This window comes from Streptomyces sp. CRCS-T-1 (genome assembly GCF_024442335.1).
GTDB classification, from domain to species: Bacteria; Actinomycetota; Actinomycetes; order Streptomycetales; family Streptomycetaceae; genus Streptomyces; species Streptomyces koelreuteriae.
This window is the reverse complement of record NZ_CP101651.1, coordinates 4,514,713-4,533,725: the sequence shown is the minus strand read 5'-3', so window position 1 is coordinate 4,533,725 and position 19,013 is coordinate 4,514,713. Positions and strand designations below refer to the sequence as shown.

Below are 19,013 nucleotides of genomic sequence, written 5' to 3'. Positions count from 1 at the left end.
GGTAGAGGAGCGAGGAGAGCGCCATGTTCGTCAAGTCCAGTCCCGCGGGGTTCGATTGCGCCGCATCCACCCGCGCCGTCGTCGAGGAATTTCTCGCCGCGCGGCTTGCCGGGGACACCGGGCGGCTGACGGAGATCTTCGCCGACGAGGTCGACTGGGTGCTCGCCGAGAATCCCGGGGTGCCGTGGATTCGGCCCCGGTCCACTGGCGCCGAGTGTGCTGCGCAGGGTGCGGAGTTGATGGAGCACACCGTGCCCGAGGATGCCCGGGCCTCTGTCGATGCCCTTCTCGTGGACGGCGCCGACGCCGTGCTGACGGGGTATTTGGCAGGGACCGTACGGGCTACCGGGAAGTCCTTCGAGGGGCCGTTCGCGCTGCGGCTCACCGTCGAGGGCGGGCGGATCACTCGGCACCATCTTTATGAGAACAGCTTGTCGATCGCCGAGGCCTGCGCCCCGTGATTCCTGCGCCCCGTGATCAGTCCCTTGCCACCAGCCGCCAGTACTGCCGTTTCTCCTCGTCCCGTACGACCACGCCGAGCCGGAGCAGTTCGCCGCGCAGCTCCCGGGCATCGCCCGCGTCGTCCGAGTTCTTTCGGGCCTGGGCGCGTGCCCTGAGCAGGGCGTCCGCGCCCTCGGGGAGGCCCGGGGTGCCGGGGACCCAGCGGCGGTAGTCGGCTCGGTGCGGGTCCTCTGCCGCCCAGGGGTAGCCGTACGCCGTGAGAGTGCCGGTCAGGCGGTGCCAGGGCAGGCCGCAGTGCTCGCGGGCCAGTTCCATGCCGTCCGGGGCCAGCGCCACCAGGTGCTTGCCGTCCCGGAACAGCGTCGCGATCTCCTCTCGGGCCAACGACTGGGCGCTGTCCCTGATGGTCAGGGTCACGTGCGTGTCGGAGATGTTCACCGACAGGGACTCATGCACGGCCATGAAGCCCAGCAGCAGGCCGGCGAGTGCGCCCACCGCGACCGTGCCCAGGGTGAGGGCGGGTTCCGGGATCGAGGTCAGCAGTTCGGCCGGGCCCTCCAGTGGTGCCCACGGCAGGCTCAACAGCCAGCGGGCGAGGAGTGGGAGCAGGGCGCCGGCCACTGCACCGCAGGCGACGCAGAAGAGCACGATGGCCCAGGTCGATTCCGCGAGTTCGACTCCCATGCGGACCTTCTTGGCTTCCTCCATGAGACAGAGTCTCGGGACGGGCCCTCCGTCCTGTCATCAGCCGTTGGTCTACGGACCCCCGACTTTGGTCTCACGGATGCATCCGGGCGCCCTTCACCACCTTGTCCACCGCGTTCTTCGGGCCGTAGACCAAGAGGCCGACCAGGTCCAGGTCCGCCGTCGGGACCGCACGGACGGCCGCGCGGTTGTCGCGGTCGTTGCCCGTGGCGAACAGGTCGGACGTGAAGACCGCGCGGGGGAGGGAGCGGGAAAGGGCCTTGGTGTGGGCCGTGGTCAGGGTTTCCTTCGTGGCCTCGAAGACCATGACCGGCTGGCGGAACATCGGCAGGTAGGGCACGCCGTCCGCGTCCTCGTACAGTTCGCCGATCACCTCGGGAAGCTGCGTGCCCAAGCCGCTGACCAGGAATGACGTGACGTTCAGGCGCTGCCACTGCTCCAGGTCCTCGCGCAGCAGCACAGCGATCTTCGTGTCGAAGCGGATCGGCTCGGTCGGCGCGGTCGGCTCCGGGGATGCTTCGGTGTTCATGATGCGAGCGTGCCCGGCAGCCCCCGCCACGGTCTTGTACGTTTTTTGCATGGCCTCCGAGCCCTCCCGGACCTCCCCGACGTCCCGGTCCACCCGGACCGTCTCCGCCTGGCGTCCCCCCGTCGCCGGTGTCGTCGAGGTCTTCCACGCGCGGTTCACCGAGTACGCGTATCCGATGCACGTCCACGAGGCCTGGACGCTGCTGATCGTCGACACCGGTGCCGTGCGGTACGACCTCGACCGGCACGAGCACGGCACGCCGCACGACACCGTGTCGCTGCTGCCTCCGCATGTGCCGCACAACGGCTCCCCCGTCACCGCGGAGGGCTTCCGCAAGCGGGTGTTGTATCTCGACGGGACGTATCTCGGGGACGAGCTCATCGGGGCCGCCGTCGACCACCCCGATCTGCGCGATCCGCTGTTGCGGCGGCGCGTCGGGCAGTTGCACGGCACGCTGACGCGGCCCGGTGAGGAGCTGGAGGCCGAGAGCAGGCTGATGTTCGTCGGGGAGCGGCTGCGCGGGCATCTGCGGGGTGACCTCGCCGCGCCCCGGCCGGCCGATCCCGTACTGGCGCGGCGGCTGCGCGAGTTGCTGGACGAGCGGGTCGTCGAGGGGATCGGGCTGAACGAGGCCGCCGGTCTTGTCGGGGCCCATCCGGCCCATCTCGTACGGGCGTTCAGCGCCGCTTACGGCATCGCCCCGCACCAGTATCTGACGTCGCTGCGCGTGGGCCGCGCCCGGCGGCTGCTGCTCGACGGGCGGACGCCGAGCGAGGTGGCGGTGGCGACCGGGTTCTACGACCAGTCGCATCTCACGCGGCACTTCCGGAAGCTGGTGGGGGTGCCGCCCGGGCGCTTCCGAGCCGGGTGATCAGCGCTCCGGGCGCTGCGTCAGATGCACGAACGCGTCCAGGTTGCGCGTCGACTCGCCCCGGGACACCCGCCACTCGTACTCCTTGCGGATGGCGGAGGCGAAGCCCAGCTCCAGGAGGGTGTTGAAGCTGCCGTCCGCCGCTTCGAGGACTTGGCCGAGCAGACGGTCCAGTTCGTCGGCGGTGACGGCGGTGAGGGAGAGCCGGCCGGTGACGTAGACGTCGCCGTGCTGGTCGACGGCGTAACTCACGCCGTAGAGCTTGAGGTTGCGCTCCAGGAGCCAGCGGTGGACGGCCGGTTCGTTCTCGTCGGGGTGGCGGATGACGAAGGCGTTCAGGGAGAGGGAGTGGCGGCCGACGAGCAGGGAGACCGTGGTCTTGAGCTTGCGGGTGCCGGGGAGCTGCGCGACGTACGTGCCGGGCTCGGGGTGCTCCCACTCCAGGTCGGCGTCCTTCAGCACTCCCTCGATGACCTGTGCCGCACGCTGTTGCTGACCGGTTTCACCCATGGTGCGAGCGTACGCGACGGCGGTGCGCCTGCATCGCGGCCGTGTAGACGTCCGCCGTGGCGGCGGCCGCGGTGTCCCAGCCGAAGGACTGGGCGTGGCGGGCCGCCTGGGCGCCCAGGCGGGGCGCGAGCCCCGGGTCGTCGGCGAAGTCGCGCAGCACGCGCGCGTAGTCGGCGGGGTTGTGGCCGCGTACGAGGAAGCCGGTGCGTCCGTCGTCCACGGCCACCGGCAGGCCGCCGACCGCCGCCGCGAGGACCGGGGTGCCCGCCGCCTGGGCCTCTATGGCGACCAGGCCGAAGGACTCGCTGTAGGAGGGCATGACCAGGAGGGAGGCGGCGCGGAACCAGTCGGCGAGCTGTTCCTGGCCGACGGGCGGGCGGAACCGTACGACGTCCGCGATGCCGAGGCGGGCGGCGAGCTTCTGCAGGCCCTCGGGTTTGGCGAGGCCGCTGCCGCTGGGGCCGCCGACGACGGGGACGAGGATGCGCGAGCGCAGGTCGGGGCGCTCGTCGAGGAGGACGGCTACGGCCCTCAGCAGCACGTCGGGGGCCTTCAGGGGCTGGATGCGGCCCGCGAAGAGCGGGATCAGCGCGTCCTGGGGCAGGCCGAGACGGGCGCGGGCGGCGGCGCGGCCGTCGGCGGGCGAGAAGCGGGTGAGGTTGACGCCGGGGTGGACCACGGCGAGCTTGTCGGGGTCGGCCGCGTAGTGCCGGGCCAGTTCGTCGGCCTCTTCGGTGGTGTTGGCGATGAGGCGGTCGGCGGCGGCGACGATCTGGGTCTCGCCGATGACGCGGGCGGCCGGCTCGGGGCTGTCGCCGTCGGCCAGGTTGGCGTTCTTGACCTTGGCCATGGTGTGCATGGCGTGCACGAGGGGGACGCCCCAGCGCTGGGCGGCGAGCCAGCCGACGTGGCCGGAGAGCCAGTAGTGCGAGTGGACCAGGTCGTAGTGGCCGGGGCGGTGACCGGCCCAGGCCTGCATGACGCCGTGGGTGAAGGCGCACAGCTGGGCGGGGAGGTCCTCCTTGTTGAGTCCCTCGTAGGGGCCGGCGTCGATGTGCCGGACGAGGACGCCGGGGGCCAGTTCGACGGTCGGCGGGAGGGCGGCCGCGGTCGCGCGCGTGAAGATCTCGACCTCGACGCCCTGCGCGGCGAGGCGCTGCGCGAGCTCCACGATGTAGACGTTCATGCCGCCGGCGTCGCCGGTGCCCGGCTGGTGGAGCGGGGAGGTGTGCACGGAGAGCATGGCGACCCGGCGGGGCCTGCGGTGCAGCCTGAGGCGCGCGGGGGCCGACGCGGAGCGCCGCCCGAGCCTGCCGATGTACTGGCTCACGTGGCGTTCCTCCTCGCTTTGGGCATGCCTCGCGCAGGACTCGCTGTGCCCTGCACGGGGGTGAACACCGGAAGAGTGCGCTCCATTTCCGCGTTCGATTCCCTGTTCGCGACTTTTACCGAATCATTACCGCTCGCCGCTCAACCGTTCGAGAATGTGGAGCGCCTGAAGGGCCCGCTTGTGCGCCGGGACCGGGAGCGTGACGGGCGGGTGAACTGGATCGGAAATCGCAGGTCACGGGCGTTGTCCCCGTCATGAAAAGGCTGTCGATCCCGGTTCCGCGGACAACCGGGTTCCCGCCCCACCGGTCACAACCAGCGAAAGGACCGACCACTGCCTCACGGAGGTTATGCAATGCCCTCTCGCCTCATCGGCCGCCGGATGTTACGCACGGCGACGGTTCTCACGCCCCTTCTCGGTATCGGTCTGGCCGTCCCGGCCGCCCTGGCGGGCCCGGCCGGGGCCGCGGAGCCGACGGCCGCCACCGCCTCGGTGAACGAGTACGGCTGGCACCTCACCTACGCGGCCGCCCCCGGGCAGGCCAACAAGGTCGCCATCACCCAGTCCTTCACCGGCGACCGCTCCCGGTTCACCTTTGTGATCGACGATGTCGTCCCGATCAGCACCGGGGCCGGGTGCGGCCATCCCGACAGCGCGGACCGGACCAGGATCTCCTGCACGGTCGAGGCCCCCGAGAGCCAGTCCCCGCTCAACTCCCTGGAAATGGACCTCGGCGACGGCGCCGACACCGCCTCCTTCGACAACGCCACCGACCAGGTCTATTACTTCAACACCGTCGAGCTGGGCGACGGCGACGACCGGTGGACCGGCTCTACCGGCGGCCGCGTCGACGGCGCGTCGGTGCGGGGCGGCGCGGGCGCCGACACCATCAGGGCGGGCGCCCTGGGGTACGCCGGCGGCGGGGCCGGCGACGACACCCTCTACGCGGGCACCGAGGGCGAGATCCTGCGCGCCGACGACGGTGACGACACGGTGTACGGCGGGGCCGGCGACGACGAGATCTACGGCGGCAGGGGCGACGACATCCTGCGCGGGAACGGCGGCGCCGACCGGATCTGGGGCAACAGCGGCGACGACGAGCTGTACGGCGGACCCGGCGCGGACACGCTCTCCGGCGGGCCGGGCAGGAACATCGTCCGGCAGGACTGACGCGGTTCTCGCGGCCTCGCGATCTCGCCATTTCCCCGTTCGGGGGCCGATGAGTTCCCCGTTCGGGAGCCGATGAGTTTCCCCGTTCGGGGGCCGATGAGTTTCCGCGTCCCGGGGCGTCTGACTCACTGATCTGACTCACTGAGGAGAGGAGAGGGTCACGATGAAGCTCGTGGTGCAGGAGTTCCTGACGCTCGACGGTGTCTCCCAGGGGCCGGGCGCCCCGGACGAGGACACCAGCGACGGTTTCGAGCGGGGCGGCTGGTTCGTGCCGCATCTCGACGAGGAGTTCGAGCGGCTGGTCGGCACCTGGCTCGCTGAGGCGGACGCGCTGCTGCTCGGCCGCCGTACGTACCAGAACTTCGCCCGGGACTGGCCGACGATGACCGACCATCCCGCCGCCGCCGTACTGAACGGCCTGCCGAAGTACGTCGCCTCCCACAGCCTGACCACGGCCGGCTGGAACCCGACCACGATCCTGTCCGGCGACGTCCCCGCCCAGGTGGCGGAGCTGAAGCGGCTGCCCGGCCGGGAGATCCAGATCCACGGCAGCGCCCGGCTCGCGCAGTCCCTGCTGGCCGCCGGGCTGGTCGACACGCTGCGGCTGGCGATCGCCCCGGTCGTGGTGGGGCAGGGCCGTCGCCTCTTCCCTGACGGCGGGGCACCGGCCGGGCTGCGGCTCACGGACCATCGGACGACGCCGGGCGGGCTGTCGGTGCATGTCTTCGAAGCGACGGGGGTTCCGGAGTTCGGGACGTACGGGGGCGGTGCCTGAGGAAACCCGGGGGGCTACCTCTGAGGACACTCGGGGGCGGCGCCTGATCACACCCGAGGGCTACCCCTGAAGGCCGCATACCCTCATACGCATGACATCCCGCGCGGCGACCCGCCCCCGCATCGTGGGCACGGTGACGCGCGGGACGACCAACCCCAACCGCCTGCGCCGTATGGACCGCTGGATCGCGGCCACGCACGGCGCGGAGCTGCGGCGCGCCGCCGACCCCGTGGCGGTCGACCTCGGGTACGGCGCCGCCCCCTGGACGGCCGTCGAACTGCTGCACCGTCTGCGTACGGTCGCGCCGCACGCGCGCGTGGTGGGCGTCGAGATCGAGCCCGCCCGGGTCGCGGCGGCGCTGCCGTACGAGCGGGCCGGGCTCACCTTCCGGCACGGCGGCTTCGAGATCCCCCTCCCGCAGCGGCCCCTGCTCGTCCGCGCGGCGAACGTGCTGCGGCAGTACGAGGAGGGCGAGGTCGCCGCCGTGTGGGAGCGGCTGTGCGGGCGGCTCGCACCGGCCGACCCGGCCACCGGCGCGCGCGGCGGGCTGCTGGTCGAGGGGACCTGCGACGAGATCGGGCGGCGGCACGTGTGGGTCGCGCTCGGTCCGGAGGGGCCGCGCACGGTCACCTTCGCGACCCGGCTGGGCTCCCTGGAGCGTCCCTCGGACCTGGCGGAGCGCCTGCCGAAGGCGCTCATCCACCGCAACGTCCCGGGCGAGCCGGTGCACACCTTCCTGCGCGACTTCGACCGCGCCTGGGCGGCCGCCGCGCCCTACGCCTCCTACGGCGCCCGCCAGCGCTGGATCCGCGCGGTACGGGACCTGACGGCAGACTGGCCCGTTGCGGACGGGCCGGTGCGGTGGCGGCAGGGCGAAGTGACGGTGCGGTGGGAGGCGTTGGCCCCACGGGGCTGAGCTCACCGGCAGGGCCCGTCGGCAGGGCCCGGCATGATCCGGCAGGGCCTGTCGGGAACGATCTCCGTGAGTCGTTCGTCACACAGGCGGGGAGATCGTCATGCCGGGGGCATACCGGTGCGGGGACGGCGGGAAGCACTACCTCTGTCGCTTTGGGCGCCGTCATGGCAGCATCCCCAGACGAACCGGATGTTACTGACGGTTAATCAGTTGGGGGCTGAGGTATGGGAACGGGCAAGCGTGGCCTGATCGCGACGGCGGTGACCGTGGTCTGCGCGATCAGCGTGCTGGCGGCACCGGGCACGGCGTTCGCCAGTCCGGACCCCTCCCCCACCCCGAGCGCGAGCCCGACGCCCGGTCCCAGCAAGGACCTCGAGGCCGTCCGCAAGAAGCTCGACAAGCTCTACCGCGCCGCGGGCCGTGCCACCGACGAGTACAACGCCGCCGAGGAGAAGGCGGACAAGCAGTCCGCCGAGATCGTCGAACTGGCCAAGAAGATCGTCAAGGGCAAGGAGAAGCTGGCCAAGCTGAAGGACCGCGCCGGCGCCTCGGCCGCCGCGCAGTACCGCGGGGGCGGACTGCCGCCCGAGGCCCATCTGACGCTCAGCGACGACCCGCAGGAGTTCCTCGACGGAGCGGTCCGCGTCCGCCAGGGCCAACACGCGGCCAAGGGCCTGATCGGCGAACTGGCACGCACCCAGGAGGACTTGGAGCAGTACGCCAAGGACGCCTCGGCGCAGTGGAAGAAGCTGGAGGCGGGCCGCAAGGCCAAGGCCGCCGCGCAGAAGAAGATCGAGAAGCAGATCGAGCAGGCGGAGAAGGTCGAGTCCGAGCTGCAGAAGGACGAGCAGAAGCGCCTCGCCGAGCTGGAGAAGGCGGCCGCGGCCAAGGCCCAGTCCGCCTGGCTCGGCTCCGGCGTCCTCGACGAGATCAGCGGCAAGGCCACCGAGCAGGGCAAGAAAGCCGTCGAGTACGCCACGGCCCAGATCGGCAAGCCCTACCAGTGGGGCGCCGAGGGTCCGAAGACGTACGACTGCTCCGGGCTGACCTCGCAGGCCTGGATATCCGCCGGCCGCGGCATACCGCGCACCTCGCAGGAGCAGTGGAAGCAGCTCCGGCACATCGACGTCCAGGACATGCGGCCCGGCGACCTCATCATCTACTTCGACGACGCCAGCCATGTCGCGATGTACATCGGCGACGGCGCGATGGTGCACGCCCCGCGCCCCGGGCGGGACATCACCGTCGCGGGAGCGGGATCCATGCCTATCCTCGGGGTCGTACGGCCTGATCCCGGCACCGACGCCGGGTGAACATATCGGGCATCGGGCACCTTTGGTGACCCGGCCCACGTGACCCACCGCACGCCGGACCCCCCGGCAGACGAGGTGTCGGCGTGACGTTCGTCATCTCCACAGCATCTCCGGGCTGTCCAACTGCGGTACATATCGCGGCATATGACACTGGCCGATGGCGCGGCGGCGTGGCTCACACCATTCCAATGCGGCGCCGACACCCGCTATGGTCCCCGTCGGTGGGTCGAGGTCCCTCGCCCCCGCCATGCCCTCGGGGGGAGGGAAGGAACCCAAGACAATGCCCGTACCCATACCGCGGCAGAGAGCGATCCCGGCCGTGGAAAGTGGTCAGGCGCAGGCCGCGTCCCCGCGTGGGGGCTCCGCCGAGGACTCCGTCAAGGACGCCTCGGCCGCTGCCCCGCGCACACCGGACACCGCCGGGAACAGCACGGAGAAGGTGGAGAACCACACCGCCCACACCAATCTGACCCTGCTGCTGATCGAGGACGACCCGGCCGGTTCGCCGATCGTGCCGGACATGCTCGACCAGGCAGGCAAGCCGATCCGCGTCCGCACGGCCCGCAATCTGACCGAGGCCGGGCGGCTGCTGACCGACGACGTCCACTGCATCCTGCTGGACCTCGCGCTGCCGGCGCCCGGCCACAGCGACTCCGAGGACGAGCTCGCCGTGCTCAGGCACGTGCTGGAGCTCGCGCCCCGGCATGCCGTCCTGGCGCTGACCGCGTCGGGCGACGCCGAGCGCGGCGCGGAGGCGGTGCGCGTGGGCGCCCAGGACTATCTGTTCCGCGACGAGCTGGACGGCCGGCTGCTGAGCCGCGCGATCCGCTACGCGGTGGAGCGCAAGCGTTCCGAGTCGGCCGAGCGCCGGCTCGCCGAGGGCCGTCTGCGGGCCCAGGAGAACCGCCGCCTGGAGCGCGGTCTGCTGCCGACGCCGCTGCTGGAGGGCTCTCCGCTGCGGTTCGCCGCCCGCTACCGCCCGGGCCGCTCGCGCGCCCTGCTCGGCGGTGACTTCTACGACGTCGTCCGCACCCCGGACGGCACCGTGCACGCGATGATCGGTGACGTGTGCGGCCACGGCCCGGACGAGGCCGCCCTCGGGGTGGAGCTGCGGATCGCGTGGCGCGCGCTGACGCTGGCGGGCCTGTGCGGCGACCAGCTGCTGGGCACGCTCCAGCAGGTGCTGGAGCACGAGCGGGCCGACGACGAGATCTTCGCGACGCTGTGCACGGTGGACATCGCTCCGGACGGCCGCCGCGCCGGCCTGTGCCTGGCGGGTCACCCCTCGCCGCTGCTGGCCCGCCCGGGCAAACCGGCCCGGCTGCTGCCGTACGACAACAACGGCCCGGCCCTCGGGCTGCTGCCGGGTGCCCGCTGGCCGCGGATGCAGGTGGAGCTGGGGGCCGAGTGGAGCCTGATGCTCTACACCGACGGTCTGATCGAGGGCCATATCGGCCAGGGCCGGGAGCGGCTCGGCCAGGACGGCATGACCGAGATGATCCGCCGCCAGTTCGCCGAGGGGCTGCGGGGCGAGCGGCTGCTGCGGGCCGCGGTGAACGAGGTGCGCGCGCTCAACGGTGGCGAGCTGACGGACGACGTGGCGGTACTGCTGCTGGACCGGGTGCCGTAGCCCCGGGCTGGCCGTGCGCCGCAGCCGCGGGCCGCGGCGCTGCCGGGAGGGCGGCTTACCGGCCGCCGTTCCAGGGGCCGTACGGGCCGTCGCTGCTGGAGCCGCGCTGGCTGCGGCCCCCGCCGGGGAGCGCGCGGATGGCCGGGCGGACGTCGACCATGTACACGATCGTCGCGATGAGCCCGATGATCGGCAGGAACGACAGGATCGGGAAGAGCAGGTTCACCACGAAGGCCAGACCGAGGATGATCAGCCAGAACGGCTTGGTCTTCTTGTCGGCCGCGCGGTACGCGTCCTCCCGCCGCACGGCGGCGTCGAGCAGAGCGAAGCCACTGAAAATGATCAGGGCCATGCTCAGCAGCCACATAAACCCTGTGAAGCCCTGAATCAGCACAACGTCCACCACCAGACTCGGCTCGTCCCTACGCGGTCACCGTACCCGTACAACGGGCCGGACACCCTCAGGGTGCCCGGCCCGCGTCCGTCTGCGACTCCGTCGCCGTCGCCGTGCCTACTTGGCCGGCGGCGTCTTCTTGGCGACGGGCTTGCGCGCCGGAGCCTTCTTGGCGGCGGGCGCCTTCTTCGCCGCGGTGGCCGGTGTGGCCGGGGCGGCCTGGGCCTTCGTGGCGGCGGGCTTCGCCGGCTCGTCCTTGACCTCGACCGGCTCGGCCTTCGGCTCGACGGCCACGGCCAGCTCCTCGACGCCCTCGGCGACGTCCTCGATGCCCTCGGCGGCCTCGCCGCGCCAGGTGCGCACGGCCTGCTCACCGTGCTCGGCGACCTTCTCGTAGGTCTCCCGGGCCTTGACGGCGTACTCGGCGGCCACGCCGACCCCGCGCAGCGCGAAGTCCTGGGCGTTCTCGCCGAACTTCTTCAGGTCGGCGTCGAGGTTGGAACCGAGCTTCTTGAAGTCGGCGTCGAGGGAGCCGATGAAGCCCGTGACCTTGGTCTGCAGGGTCTCCTGCGTCTCCTTGACGCGGGCCGAGGCCTCCTTGGCCCGGGCGGACGCCTTCTCCTGGACGGCCTTGGTGTCGGTGTTGCGTACGGCGTCGATCCGCGCCGGAGCCTCGGCCCGCAGCTGCTCCACGAGGGCGGGCACCTTCTTGGCCTGCTGGAGGGCGAGGTCGGCGGTGCCGGCGGCGAAGTAGAGCGGAGTCGGGTCGCTGAGGGTCTTGCGCAGGTCGTCGGTGATGGCCATGGTGAGGATCCTCCCGGATTCTTTCTCGCTTGAGGGTTCGGCTGAGGGTGGTGTGATCCGCAGCGGAGCGGCCGGGCCCTGGTCCGGCTAGCCGGCCGTCTGCTGCGGGTCGGTGTCACTGCCGCCGGTGGCCTTGCGGGCCCGGCGGGCGGCGGGGGTACCGCCGGTGTTCTTGCGGGTACGGCGGGTGGCGGACGTACCGCCGGTGGTCTTACGGGTCCGGCGGGTCTCGGACGTGCCGCCCGACCCCTCGCCGGTACGGTCCTCGGCGGGCCTGCCGCCGTCGGCCGTACGGGTCCGTCTGCGTATCCCGGTGCCGCCGTCCGGGACGTCCTCGTCCGCGTCCCCATCCGCACCCGGGTCCGCCGCGCCTTCGGCGACCACGACCTCGACGACATCGGTGTCGTTGCCGGAGCCGTCGCCGGTCCCGAATCCGTTCTCCTTGCGGAAGGACTCGTAGATCTGCAGCAGCACCTGCTTCTGCCGCTCGTTCAGCGTCGGGTCCGCGAGGATGACGGCGCGCGTCTCCACCTCGTCCCGGTCCCGCTCGGCGTCGAGGATGCCGGCCCGGACGTACAGCGTCTCGGCGGAGATCCGCAGGGCCTTGGCGACCTGCTGCAGCACCTCCGCGCTCGGCTTGCGCAGCCCGCGCTCGATCTGGCTCAGATACGGATTGGACACCCCGGCGGCATCGGCGAGCTGCCGCAACGACAGCTGCGCGTTGCGCCGCTGCTCGCGCAGGTAGTCACCGAGATTGCCGACGTTGAGCGATGCCATGCCCTCCACGGTGCCGCACCTCGCTAACTATTGCAAGCACCCGCTTGCAAAAGTGCGCCATGCCACCCGGTTAGGCCCATACGGATCAGCCCGTCCTGCCCTGCCGGCCAAGGCCGCAGACCTGGCCGCGTCTGGGCAAACCACGTCGCCGGCGCTGACCCAGAGGATGCGGCGCCGTTTCGAGGACGAGGGGGTACCGGTCTGGTCGACCCGACCTCTTACAGCGCGTAGAGGCAGCTCAGGAGCATCGGCGCCCCATCTTCGCCGACCGGCGGTTGTGCCCCTTGGTGTCCCACCACTCTTCCAAGAGGCCGCGCACCAGCTGAACCAGTTGGCGAAGGCGCTCAGAATCAGGGGCAGACGAGGTGAGCACGTCCGCGAAGGACTTGTCGCCCCATGGCAGTGTGACGACCCAGCACTCGTCGGCGTGCCCCTCCCGCTCGACGATGAGGCCGTGGGCCAATGTGACGCTGCGGTCTGGTTGGTCGTCTACCGTCAGGTCGGTGACGTTGAACCTGGTGGCGCCATCATCGGTGGTGAACGAGCGAGCCAGGGCGCGCTCAGCTGGTGTGCGAGTCGCCATGGCACCTCTCACCTCGTCGACGAGTAACCCGAATTAGTCGCCGGCACGGCCCTCACCGACACGGCCGGTTCGCTCGAAGAAGCCCTGGCGGATCCAGCCGTCGGAATGAGATCCGGTTCAGCCCTGCCGCGTCCCGCCCAGCACCGCCTCGCAGTCCGACCAGGCGGGCTCGCTCAGCAGAGGCCGAAAGCGGGTGAACAGGGTGAGGAGTTGCGGGCCCCACTTCTCGCGGAAGGCGGGGTCGAGGCGGGCGAGGTCGAGTTCGTTGGCGGCGGAGAGTTCCGCGAAGTCTCGTCGGTGCCGGGGATCCGGTGTGTGGAGGCGGCCGGTGAAGCGGTCCCGGAACGGCCCGTCGGCGTCCGCGAGCGTCGGGTAGGTGGCCTGGCGGTCGCAGGACGCGTAGAGGTACACGATCGCCTCGGCCTCGGCACCGATCACCGCCGCGAGGTCGGAGCGGCGGTCCGAGGGCAGCAGGGCGGTAGGGAAGCCGTCGGTGCCGTAGAAGGCGTGGCACAGGCCCGCGAGTTGGAGGGCCGGGCGGGCGTCCCAGGCGGCGAGCCGGCTGCGGACGCGCTGGAGGTGGGCGACGAGCGTGCCGCCCGGATGGACGATCTCGGCGGCACCGAGCCCGTGCAGCAGCGCGGCGGCCCGGTCGGTGGCGTCAGGAGGAGGGGAGGCAGACACGGTGTCCTTCCGTCACGGGAGGGGTCGGCACCCGTCCGCGCCTTCGCCTGTGGTCCGGACCCGCGAAAGCGCCGGACGGGTTGCCGCCTGGGCCCTGCCTTGATCCTCGTAGGCCCCGACACCTCAGTCAATCCTATGGATTTCTCCCAACACCCAAGCTGTAGCTTGGGGTTGTGACTCTGGAGGATCTGCGCGTCTTCGTGGCCGTGTGCCGGGCGGGAAGCCTCAGTGCCGTCGCCCGGGAGCTGGGCCGCACCCAGTCGGCGGTGAGCCAGCACGTCAAACGGCTCGAGCGCGAGACCGGTGTGAGCCTCCTGGAGCGCCGGCCCCGGGGTGTCGTGCCCACCCCCGCGGGGCATGTCCTGCGCGACGCCGCCTCGGACAGCGTCTCCGGTCTGGATCTGGCCCTGCGGCGGCTCGGGGACCTGGTCAACGGGGACGGTGGCGCCGTACGCGTCACCACGGGCGGCACCACGGTGCGGCATTTCATGGCCGAGGCCGTCGTGGACTTCCGGCGGCGCTACCCGAAGGTCAGCCTGGAGTTTCGGACGGAGACCTCCAGCCGCGGCTGCTTCGACGCCCTCGCCGCGGGCGACGTCGATCTCGCCTGGGTGACCATCGACGGGCCGGTGCGCGGTATCGAGCAGCGCCCCGTCGTCTCCCTGCCCTGGGTCCTGGCCGTCCGCTCCGACGATCCGCTCGCGGACCGGCCCTGTGTCGGCACGGCCGGGTTCAGCGACATCAGCCTCATCCGGCTTCCCGAGAACTCCACCTCGGGTGCCCTCCTCGACGCCGCGTTCGCCGAACTCGGCATCCGGAGCGGCTCCGGCACGAGCGTCGCCGACTGGGACACCGCCCTCCTGCTGGCGGAACTCGGCCTCGGCCACGCCGTCGTACCCGTCCTGCCCGGCTGGGGGATACCGGGTGACGGCCCCCTCCGCCTCGTCCCCGTCCCCGATCTGCCCCCGCTCCCGGTCGGCTGGGCCGTCCGCCGCTGGGACGCCCTCACTCCGCTCGCGCGGGTCTTCGCCGACACCGTCGCCCGCAGTTGCACGGAACGGAGCGGACCCGACGAGATGCCGTTCAACTAGCGTGCGGGCGTCGTAGCTTCGGGGAGGGCCATGCGAGTCGGCGTGGCCGCGTCGTCGGCGTGGCCGGTCACGACAAGCCCCCGACGATGCAGAAGGGATGCCCGGCCGGATCCGTGAGGACCCGCCATCTGTCCTGCTGCGGCTGATCCGGTGTGCCCGCCCCCAGCTCCAGCAGCCGGGCCTCGGCCGCGTCGACGTCCACGACCCTGAAACAGCAGTGCAGTTGCTGCGGTACGACCTGGCCGGGCCAGCTCGGAGCGCGGTAGTCGTCGACCCGCTGAAACCCGATATTGAACCCGCCCTCAACGTCCAGCGCGGCGAACTCGGCGTCCGACTCGGGGTGGAGTCCAAGTCCGGTGGCCTGCTGGTAGAACGCCGCCAGGGCGAGCGGATCAGGGCAGTCCAGGGTGATCGCGCTCAACTTCATCAGCGGGGTCATGACGCCTCCGGGCCGCTCGCTGGGGACTCTGGCCCTGCACACCCTAGAAGCGGCCGGTCGCTAAATCGTTCGACGAGTCGGGGCGGGCACCGTCATGATCCGCACTCGTGACGACGACTTCGCAGCAGTTCCTCGTCCGGGCAGCCGCCCGGAACAACGCCGAGTGGTGCGCGGTGATGTGCCGGGCGCACGGGGTGGTGGGCGGGTTCGGGGGCGACGCCTGGGCCGCCCCGGTGCGGACGCCGCTCTACTACCCCGATGCCGTGACGCTGGAGCCGGGCGCCGACGTGGGCGCGCTCGTGGCGCGGATCGACACGGTCTCGCCCGGTGCCTCGGTGAAGGACGGTTTCGCCGATCTGGAGCTGGCGGAGGCCGGGTTCCGGGTGTTGTTCGAGGCGTGGTGGATCCATCGGCCGGCCGGGGCATCCGCACCCGTTCCCGACCTCGCCTGGGAGATCGTGGACGATCCGGGCTCACTGCGTGCCTGGGCGCTGGCCTGGGACGCCGGCGGCGGGAACGCGGACCTCTTCAGGCCCGAGCTGCTCGCCGACCCGGAGACCTTCGTGATCCTGGGGCGGGCCGCCGACGGCCGTGTCGCCGCCGGGGCGGTCGCGAGCCGCAGCGAGCACGTCGTCGGTGTCTCCAACGTCTTCGCGCGGGACGGCGGACCCGACGCCGCCTGGCCGGTCGTCCTGCACGCGCTCGCCCGGCTCTTCCCCACCCTGCCCGTCGTCGGATACGAACAGGGCGACGATCTGACGGTCGCCCTCCGGTACGGCTTCGTGCCGCTCGGCCCGTTGCGGGTGTGGACGCACAGCGGCTGACCCCACCGGCCGCCGCTGCCGCTGCCGCTGCTACGGCTTGTACGCCAGGAACTTGCCCGCCTGCCTCTTCGCCCCTCCCTCCGGTTCCTGCACCACCCGCGTCATGACCACCAGCCCCGCCCGCCGGAGCAGTTCCGCGATCTCGTCCGGCGGCAGCAGGTGCCACTCGTAGGACACCGGATGGTCGCCGTACGCGCGCTTCGGGCACAGGTGCTCGCCGTTGCCCACATGGCCCGCCAGCATCAGCCGGCCGCCGGGCGCGAGGGTGCGGTGGAACTCGGCGAACACGGTCGGCAGCAGCTGCGGCGGGGTGTGGTGGACGGTGTAGTACGCGAGAATGCCGCCGAGTTCGCCGTCGCCGATCTCCAGCGCGGTCATCGAGCCGACGGTGAAACGGAGTTCCGGGTAGGCCGCGCGGGCCAGCTCGACCATCCTCGGTGACACGTCCACGCCGAACGCCCGCACGCCCAGCGCGGCCAGGTGCGCCGTCACCTTGCCCGGACCGCACCCCAGGTCGGCGACCGGCCCCAGAGGGCGTACGGATTCGGCGAAGGCGGCCAGCATCGCGCGCGACACCGGGTCCAACTCGGCCGGTTCCTTGACGAGTCGGGCGTAGTCGGCGGCGACGGTGTCGTAGGACTCGCGGACCGCGGTGAGGTGGGAGGGCTCGGTCATGCCGCGAAGCTAGACGACGGCACTGACACTCCCCCCGTAGCCGACACCCCGTACGCCGACGCCCCGAACGCCGGCACCCCGTACGCCGACGCGAGTACGCCGGTTTACTCCCGCTGCGAGACGACCTCACCCCACCGCCCCGGCAGCGTGTCCCCCATGAACCCGAAACTCAGCCGCCCCGCCCGCCGGACCGCGCTCGTCGTCCACGTCGTCGCCTCCGCGAGCTGGCTCGGGCTCACGCTCGGGCTGCTCGCGCTCGGCACCACCGCGGCCGGCACCGGGTCCGCCGTGACCGTGGAGGCGTCCGTCCGGGCCATGAAGCTCTTCGCGGACTGGCTGCTGCTCCCCGTCGCGTTCCTCACGCTGCTCAGCGGACTGGTGCTGTCGCTGGGGACCGCGTGGGGTCTGGCGCGGCACCGGTGGGTCTGGACGAAGTTCTGGCTGACCCTCGCCACGACCACCGCCACGGTGTTCGCCCTGCGCCCCGGAGTGAACTCCGCGGTCGCCACCGTCGCCGCGGGCGGTCCGCTGCCCGATGCCGGGGACGTCCTGATGGGGCCGGTCGTCTCGCTGTCCGCCTACGTCTTCATGACGGTGATCTCGATCCTGAAGCCCTGGGGCCTGACCAGGCGGGGCAGGAGGCTGAGGCAGCGTACGCCCGTCCGGCGTACCCTCCAGGATGCCTAAGGCCTCATGACGCTTGCCTAAAGGTATTAGGCAGATGCACAATCCCTTCAGGCAGAAGGGAGGTGCCGTATGGCACGCGTGGGACTCACGCCGGAGCGTCTGACCGAGGCAGGCGCGGAACTCGCCGACGAGGTCGGCTTCGACGAGGTGACCGTCTCGGCGCTCGCCCGGCGCTTCGACGTCAAGGTCGCGAGCCTGTACTCGCATGTGAGGAACTCTCAGGACCTCCGGACCAGGATCGCCCTGCTGGCGCTCGCGGACATGGCCGACCGGGCCGCCGACGCCCTGGCCGGACGGGCCGGCAAGGACGCCTTGGCGGCGCTGGCCGGCGTCTACCGCGACTACGCGCGGGAACACCCCGGCCGCTACGCGGCGGCCCAGTTGCGGCTCGACCCGCAGACGGCGGCCGCCAGCGCCGGTGTCCGGCACGCGCAGATGACCCGGGCACTGCTGCGCGGCTACGACCTGACGGAACCGGACCAGACCCACGCGGTACGGCTGCTGGGCAGCGTCTTCCACGGGTACGTCAGCCTGGAGCTGGGCGGCGGGTTCAGCCACAGCGCCCCCGACACCGACGCCACCTGGGCCCGGATCATCGACGCCCTCGACACGCTGCTGCGCAACTGGCCCGCTCCCCCTACGGATCCCCGAGGCTGACACCATGCACTCCGAGCACGACTGGATCACCACCCCGCTCACGGCGGACCTGCTGCGCGGCGCCCTCGACCTGGAGCGCACCGAGCACGGCCTGCTCCCGCACCGGCTGCCCGCCCGGGCCCGCGCCCAGAACGACAACGCCCAGCTCGCCATGGCCGAGGCCCAGCCCTCCGGCGTACGGCTGGCCTTCCGTACCGCCGCGACGGCCGTCGAACTCGACACGCTGCGCACCAAGCGCGACTACGTCGGCCTCCCGTCCCGCCCGGACGGCCTGTACGACCTGGTCGTCGACGGCCGCCCGGCCGGGCAGGCCTCGGGGACCGGCGGCAACGTCCTCACCGTCGACATGGCCACCTGGGACGGCGAGGTCGCACCGGGCCCGGTGGGCACCGTCCGCTTCACCGGTCTGGCCGCGGGCGAGAAGGACGTCGAGATCTGGCTGCCGCACAACGAGACCACCGAGCTCGTCGCCCTGCGCACCGACGCGCCCGTTGCGCCCCTGCCGGACCGGGGCCGCAGGGTGTGGCTGCACCACGGCAGTTCGATCAGCCACGGCTCCGACGCAGCGAGCCCTGCGGCCATCTGGCCCGCGATCGCCGCGTCCCTGGGCGGTGTGGACCTGGTCAACCTCGGTTTCGGCGGCAGCGCGATGCTCGACCCGTTCACCGCGCGTGCCATGCGGGACACCCCGGCCGACCTGATCAGCGTCAAGGTGGGCATCAACATCGTCAACGGGGACGTGATGCGGCTGCGCGCCTTCGGCCCGGCCGTGCACGGTTTCCTCGACACGATCCGCGACGGGCACCCCGACACCCCGCTGCTGGTCGTCTCCCCCATCCATTGCCCGATCCACGAGGACACCCCCGGCCCCACCGCCCCCGACCTCGGCGAGATCGGCGAGGGCCGGCTGCTGTTCGCGGCCATGGGCGATCCGGCGGAGAAGGCCACGGGCAAGCTCACGCTCGGCGTCATCCGGGAGGAGCTGGCCCGGATCGTGCGGCAGCGCGCGGCCGAGGACCCGAACCTCCACTACCTCGACGGCCTCGCCCTCTACGGCGAGTCCGACGCGGCCGAACTGCCCCTCCCCGACCATGTCCACCCGGACGCCGCGACCCACCGCCGCATCGGCGAACGCTTCGGCGCCCTGGCCTTCACCGAGAAGGGCCCCTTCGCGGAACGCTGAGCCC

Annotated in this window: 23 protein-coding genes; 12 read left to right on the top strand and 11 right to left on the bottom strand. The window is 71.8% G+C overall.

Annotated features, from left to right (window positions below; genetic code table 11):
* Window positions 1-23 precede the first annotated feature (23 nt).
* Window positions 24-461, top strand: coding sequence for a nuclear transport factor 2 family protein (locus NNW99_RS20605; RefSeq protein WP_215120604.1), 438 nt, complete (start codon window positions 24-26; stop codon window positions 459-461).
* A gap of 16 nt (window positions 462-477) precedes the next feature.
* On the opposite strand, the gene NNW99_RS20600 is transcribed toward NNW99_RS20605, so the two are convergent.
* Together NNW99_RS20600 and NNW99_RS20595 are read right to left on the bottom strand one after the other, a co-directional pair.
* Window positions 478-1,170: a hypothetical protein gene (locus NNW99_RS20600; protein ID WP_215120603.1), complete on the bottom strand. Its 693-nt coding sequence runs from the start codon at window positions 1,168-1,170 to the stop codon at window positions 478-480.
* Window positions 1,171-1,240: 70 nt separating this feature from the next.
* Window positions 1,241-1,696, bottom strand: a complete 456-nt coding sequence (locus NNW99_RS20595; protein ID WP_215120602.1) for a DUF2000 domain-containing protein — start codon at window positions 1,694-1,696, stop codon at window positions 1,241-1,243.
* Between the two features lie 49 nt (window positions 1,697-1,745).
* Between NNW99_RS20595 and NNW99_RS20590 the strand changes: the two genes are divergently transcribed.
* Window positions 1,746-2,567, top strand: coding sequence for an AraC family transcriptional regulator (locus NNW99_RS20590; RefSeq protein ID WP_215120601.1), 822 nt, complete (start codon window positions 1,746-1,748; stop codon window positions 2,565-2,567).
* Here the strand turns inward: NNW99_RS20590 and NNW99_RS20585 are convergent, their stop codons facing one another.
* Window positions 2,568-3,077, bottom strand: a complete 510-nt coding sequence (locus NNW99_RS20585; protein ID WP_215120600.1) for a YbjN domain-containing protein — start codon at window positions 3,075-3,077, stop codon at window positions 2,568-2,570. It abuts the gene before it with no gap.
* Entirely contained in the window at window positions 3,070-4,407 is a 1,338-nt protein-coding gene (gene mshA / locus NNW99_RS20580; RefSeq protein ID WP_215120599.1) for a D-inositol-3-phosphate glycosyltransferase, read from the bottom strand. Before mshA ends, NNW99_RS20585 begins: the two co-directional genes overlap by 8 nt.
* A 381-nt stretch (window positions 4,408-4,788) precedes the next feature.
* Between mshA and NNW99_RS20575 the strand changes: the two genes are divergently transcribed.
* The 5 genes from NNW99_RS20575 to NNW99_RS20555 all read left to right on the top strand — a co-directional run bounded on the left by NNW99_RS20575 (window position 4,789) and on the right by NNW99_RS20555 (window position 10,211).
* Window positions 4,789-5,577, top strand: a complete 789-nt coding sequence (locus NNW99_RS20575) for a calcium-binding protein (protein WP_251057876.1) — start codon at window positions 4,789-4,791, stop codon at window positions 5,575-5,577.
* A gap of 163 nt (window positions 5,578-5,740) precedes the next feature.
* Complete coding sequence (locus tag NNW99_RS20570; protein ID WP_215120598.1) at window positions 5,741-6,352, top strand: dihydrofolate reductase family protein; 612 nt, start codon at window positions 5,741-5,743, stop codon at window positions 6,350-6,352.
* Between the two features lie 91 nt (window positions 6,353-6,443).
* Window positions 6,444-7,268: a class I SAM-dependent methyltransferase gene (locus NNW99_RS20565; RefSeq protein WP_251057875.1), complete on the top strand. Its 825-nt coding sequence runs from the start codon at window positions 6,444-6,446 to the stop codon at window positions 7,266-7,268.
* Window positions 7,269-7,492: 224 nt separating this feature from the next.
* Window positions 7,493-8,581 (top strand): C40 family peptidase, encoded by a 1,089-nt coding sequence (locus tag NNW99_RS20560; RefSeq protein WP_215120597.1) that lies wholly within the window; start codon window positions 7,493-7,495, stop codon window positions 8,579-8,581.
* A gap of 280 nt (window positions 8,582-8,861) precedes the next feature.
* Window positions 8,862-10,211, top strand: a complete 1,350-nt coding sequence (locus NNW99_RS20555) for a PP2C family protein-serine/threonine phosphatase (protein WP_215120596.1) — start codon at window positions 8,862-8,864, stop codon at window positions 10,209-10,211.
* Window positions 10,212-10,266: 55 nt separating this feature from the next.
* On the opposite strand, the gene NNW99_RS20550 is transcribed toward NNW99_RS20555, so the two are convergent.
* From NNW99_RS20550 to NNW99_RS20530, 5 genes are all read right to left on the bottom strand, one after another.
* Window positions 10,267-10,605 carry a DUF2516 family protein gene (locus tag NNW99_RS20550; protein WP_215124371.1) on the bottom strand — a complete coding sequence of 113 codons (339 nt, stop codon included), beginning with the start codon at window positions 10,603-10,605 and terminating at the stop codon, window positions 10,267-10,269.
* A 117-nt stretch (window positions 10,606-10,722) separates the two neighbouring features.
* Entirely contained in the window at window positions 10,723-11,409 is a 687-nt protein-coding gene (locus NNW99_RS20545; RefSeq protein ID WP_215120595.1) for a hypothetical protein, read from the bottom strand.
* Between the two features lie 87 nt (window positions 11,410-11,496).
* The gene (locus NNW99_RS20540; protein ID WP_215120594.1) at window positions 11,497-12,186 is read right to left on the bottom strand and encodes a helix-turn-helix domain-containing protein; all 690 of its coding nucleotides are present in this window, start codon (window positions 12,184-12,186) and stop codon (window positions 11,497-11,499) included.
* Window positions 12,187-12,424: 238 nt separating this feature from the next.
* Window positions 12,425-12,769: a hypothetical protein gene (locus NNW99_RS20535; RefSeq protein WP_215120593.1), complete on the bottom strand. Its 345-nt coding sequence runs from the start codon at window positions 12,767-12,769 to the stop codon at window positions 12,425-12,427.
* 117 nt (window positions 12,770-12,886) lie between these two features.
* Entirely contained in the window at window positions 12,887-13,453 is a 567-nt protein-coding gene (locus tag NNW99_RS20530; protein ID WP_215120592.1) for a DUF6817 domain-containing protein, read from the bottom strand.
* Between the two features lie 173 nt (window positions 13,454-13,626).
* Between NNW99_RS20530 and NNW99_RS20525 the strand changes: the two genes are divergently transcribed.
* Entirely contained in the window at window positions 13,627-14,544 is a 918-nt protein-coding gene (locus NNW99_RS20525) for a LysR family transcriptional regulator (protein ID WP_215120591.1), read from the top strand.
* Window positions 14,545-14,611: 67 nt separating this feature from the next.
* On the opposite strand, the gene NNW99_RS20520 is transcribed toward NNW99_RS20525, so the two are convergent.
* Complete coding sequence (locus NNW99_RS20520; RefSeq protein ID WP_215120590.1) at window positions 14,612-14,983, bottom strand: VOC family protein; 372 nt, start codon at window positions 14,981-14,983, stop codon at window positions 14,612-14,614.
* Between the two features lie 176 nt (window positions 14,984-15,159).
* Between NNW99_RS20520 and NNW99_RS20515 the strand changes: the two genes are divergently transcribed.
* A complete protein-coding gene (locus NNW99_RS20515; RefSeq protein ID WP_251058117.1) occupies window positions 15,160-15,807 on the top strand; it encodes a hypothetical protein in 648 nt (215 codons plus the stop codon).
* Window positions 15,808-15,837: 30 nt separating this feature from the next.
* Here the strand turns inward: NNW99_RS20515 and NNW99_RS20510 are convergent, their stop codons facing one another.
* Window positions 15,838-16,482 carry a class I SAM-dependent methyltransferase gene (locus NNW99_RS20510; protein WP_215120588.1) on the bottom strand — a complete coding sequence of 215 codons (645 nt, stop codon included), beginning with the start codon at window positions 16,480-16,482 and terminating at the stop codon, window positions 15,838-15,840.
* A 156-nt stretch (window positions 16,483-16,638) separates the two neighbouring features.
* Here NNW99_RS20510 and NNW99_RS20505 point away from each other — a divergent pair, with 156 nt between their 5' ends.
* From NNW99_RS20505 to NNW99_RS20495, 3 genes are all read left to right on the top strand, one after another.
* Window positions 16,639-17,169, top strand: a complete 531-nt coding sequence (locus NNW99_RS20505; RefSeq protein WP_215120587.1) for a DUF2269 domain-containing protein — start codon at window positions 16,639-16,641, stop codon at window positions 17,167-17,169.
* 69 nt (window positions 17,170-17,238) lie between these two features.
* Window positions 17,239-17,826, top strand: a complete 588-nt coding sequence (locus NNW99_RS20500; protein ID WP_215120586.1) for a TetR/AcrR family transcriptional regulator — start codon at window positions 17,239-17,241, stop codon at window positions 17,824-17,826.
* 4 nt (window positions 17,827-17,830) lie between these two features.
* The gene (locus NNW99_RS20495; RefSeq protein WP_215120585.1) at window positions 17,831-19,009 is read left to right on the top strand and encodes a GDSL-type esterase/lipase family protein; all 1,179 of its coding nucleotides are present in this window, start codon (window positions 17,831-17,833) and stop codon (window positions 19,007-19,009) included.
* Window positions 19,010-19,013: the final 4 nt, after the last annotated feature.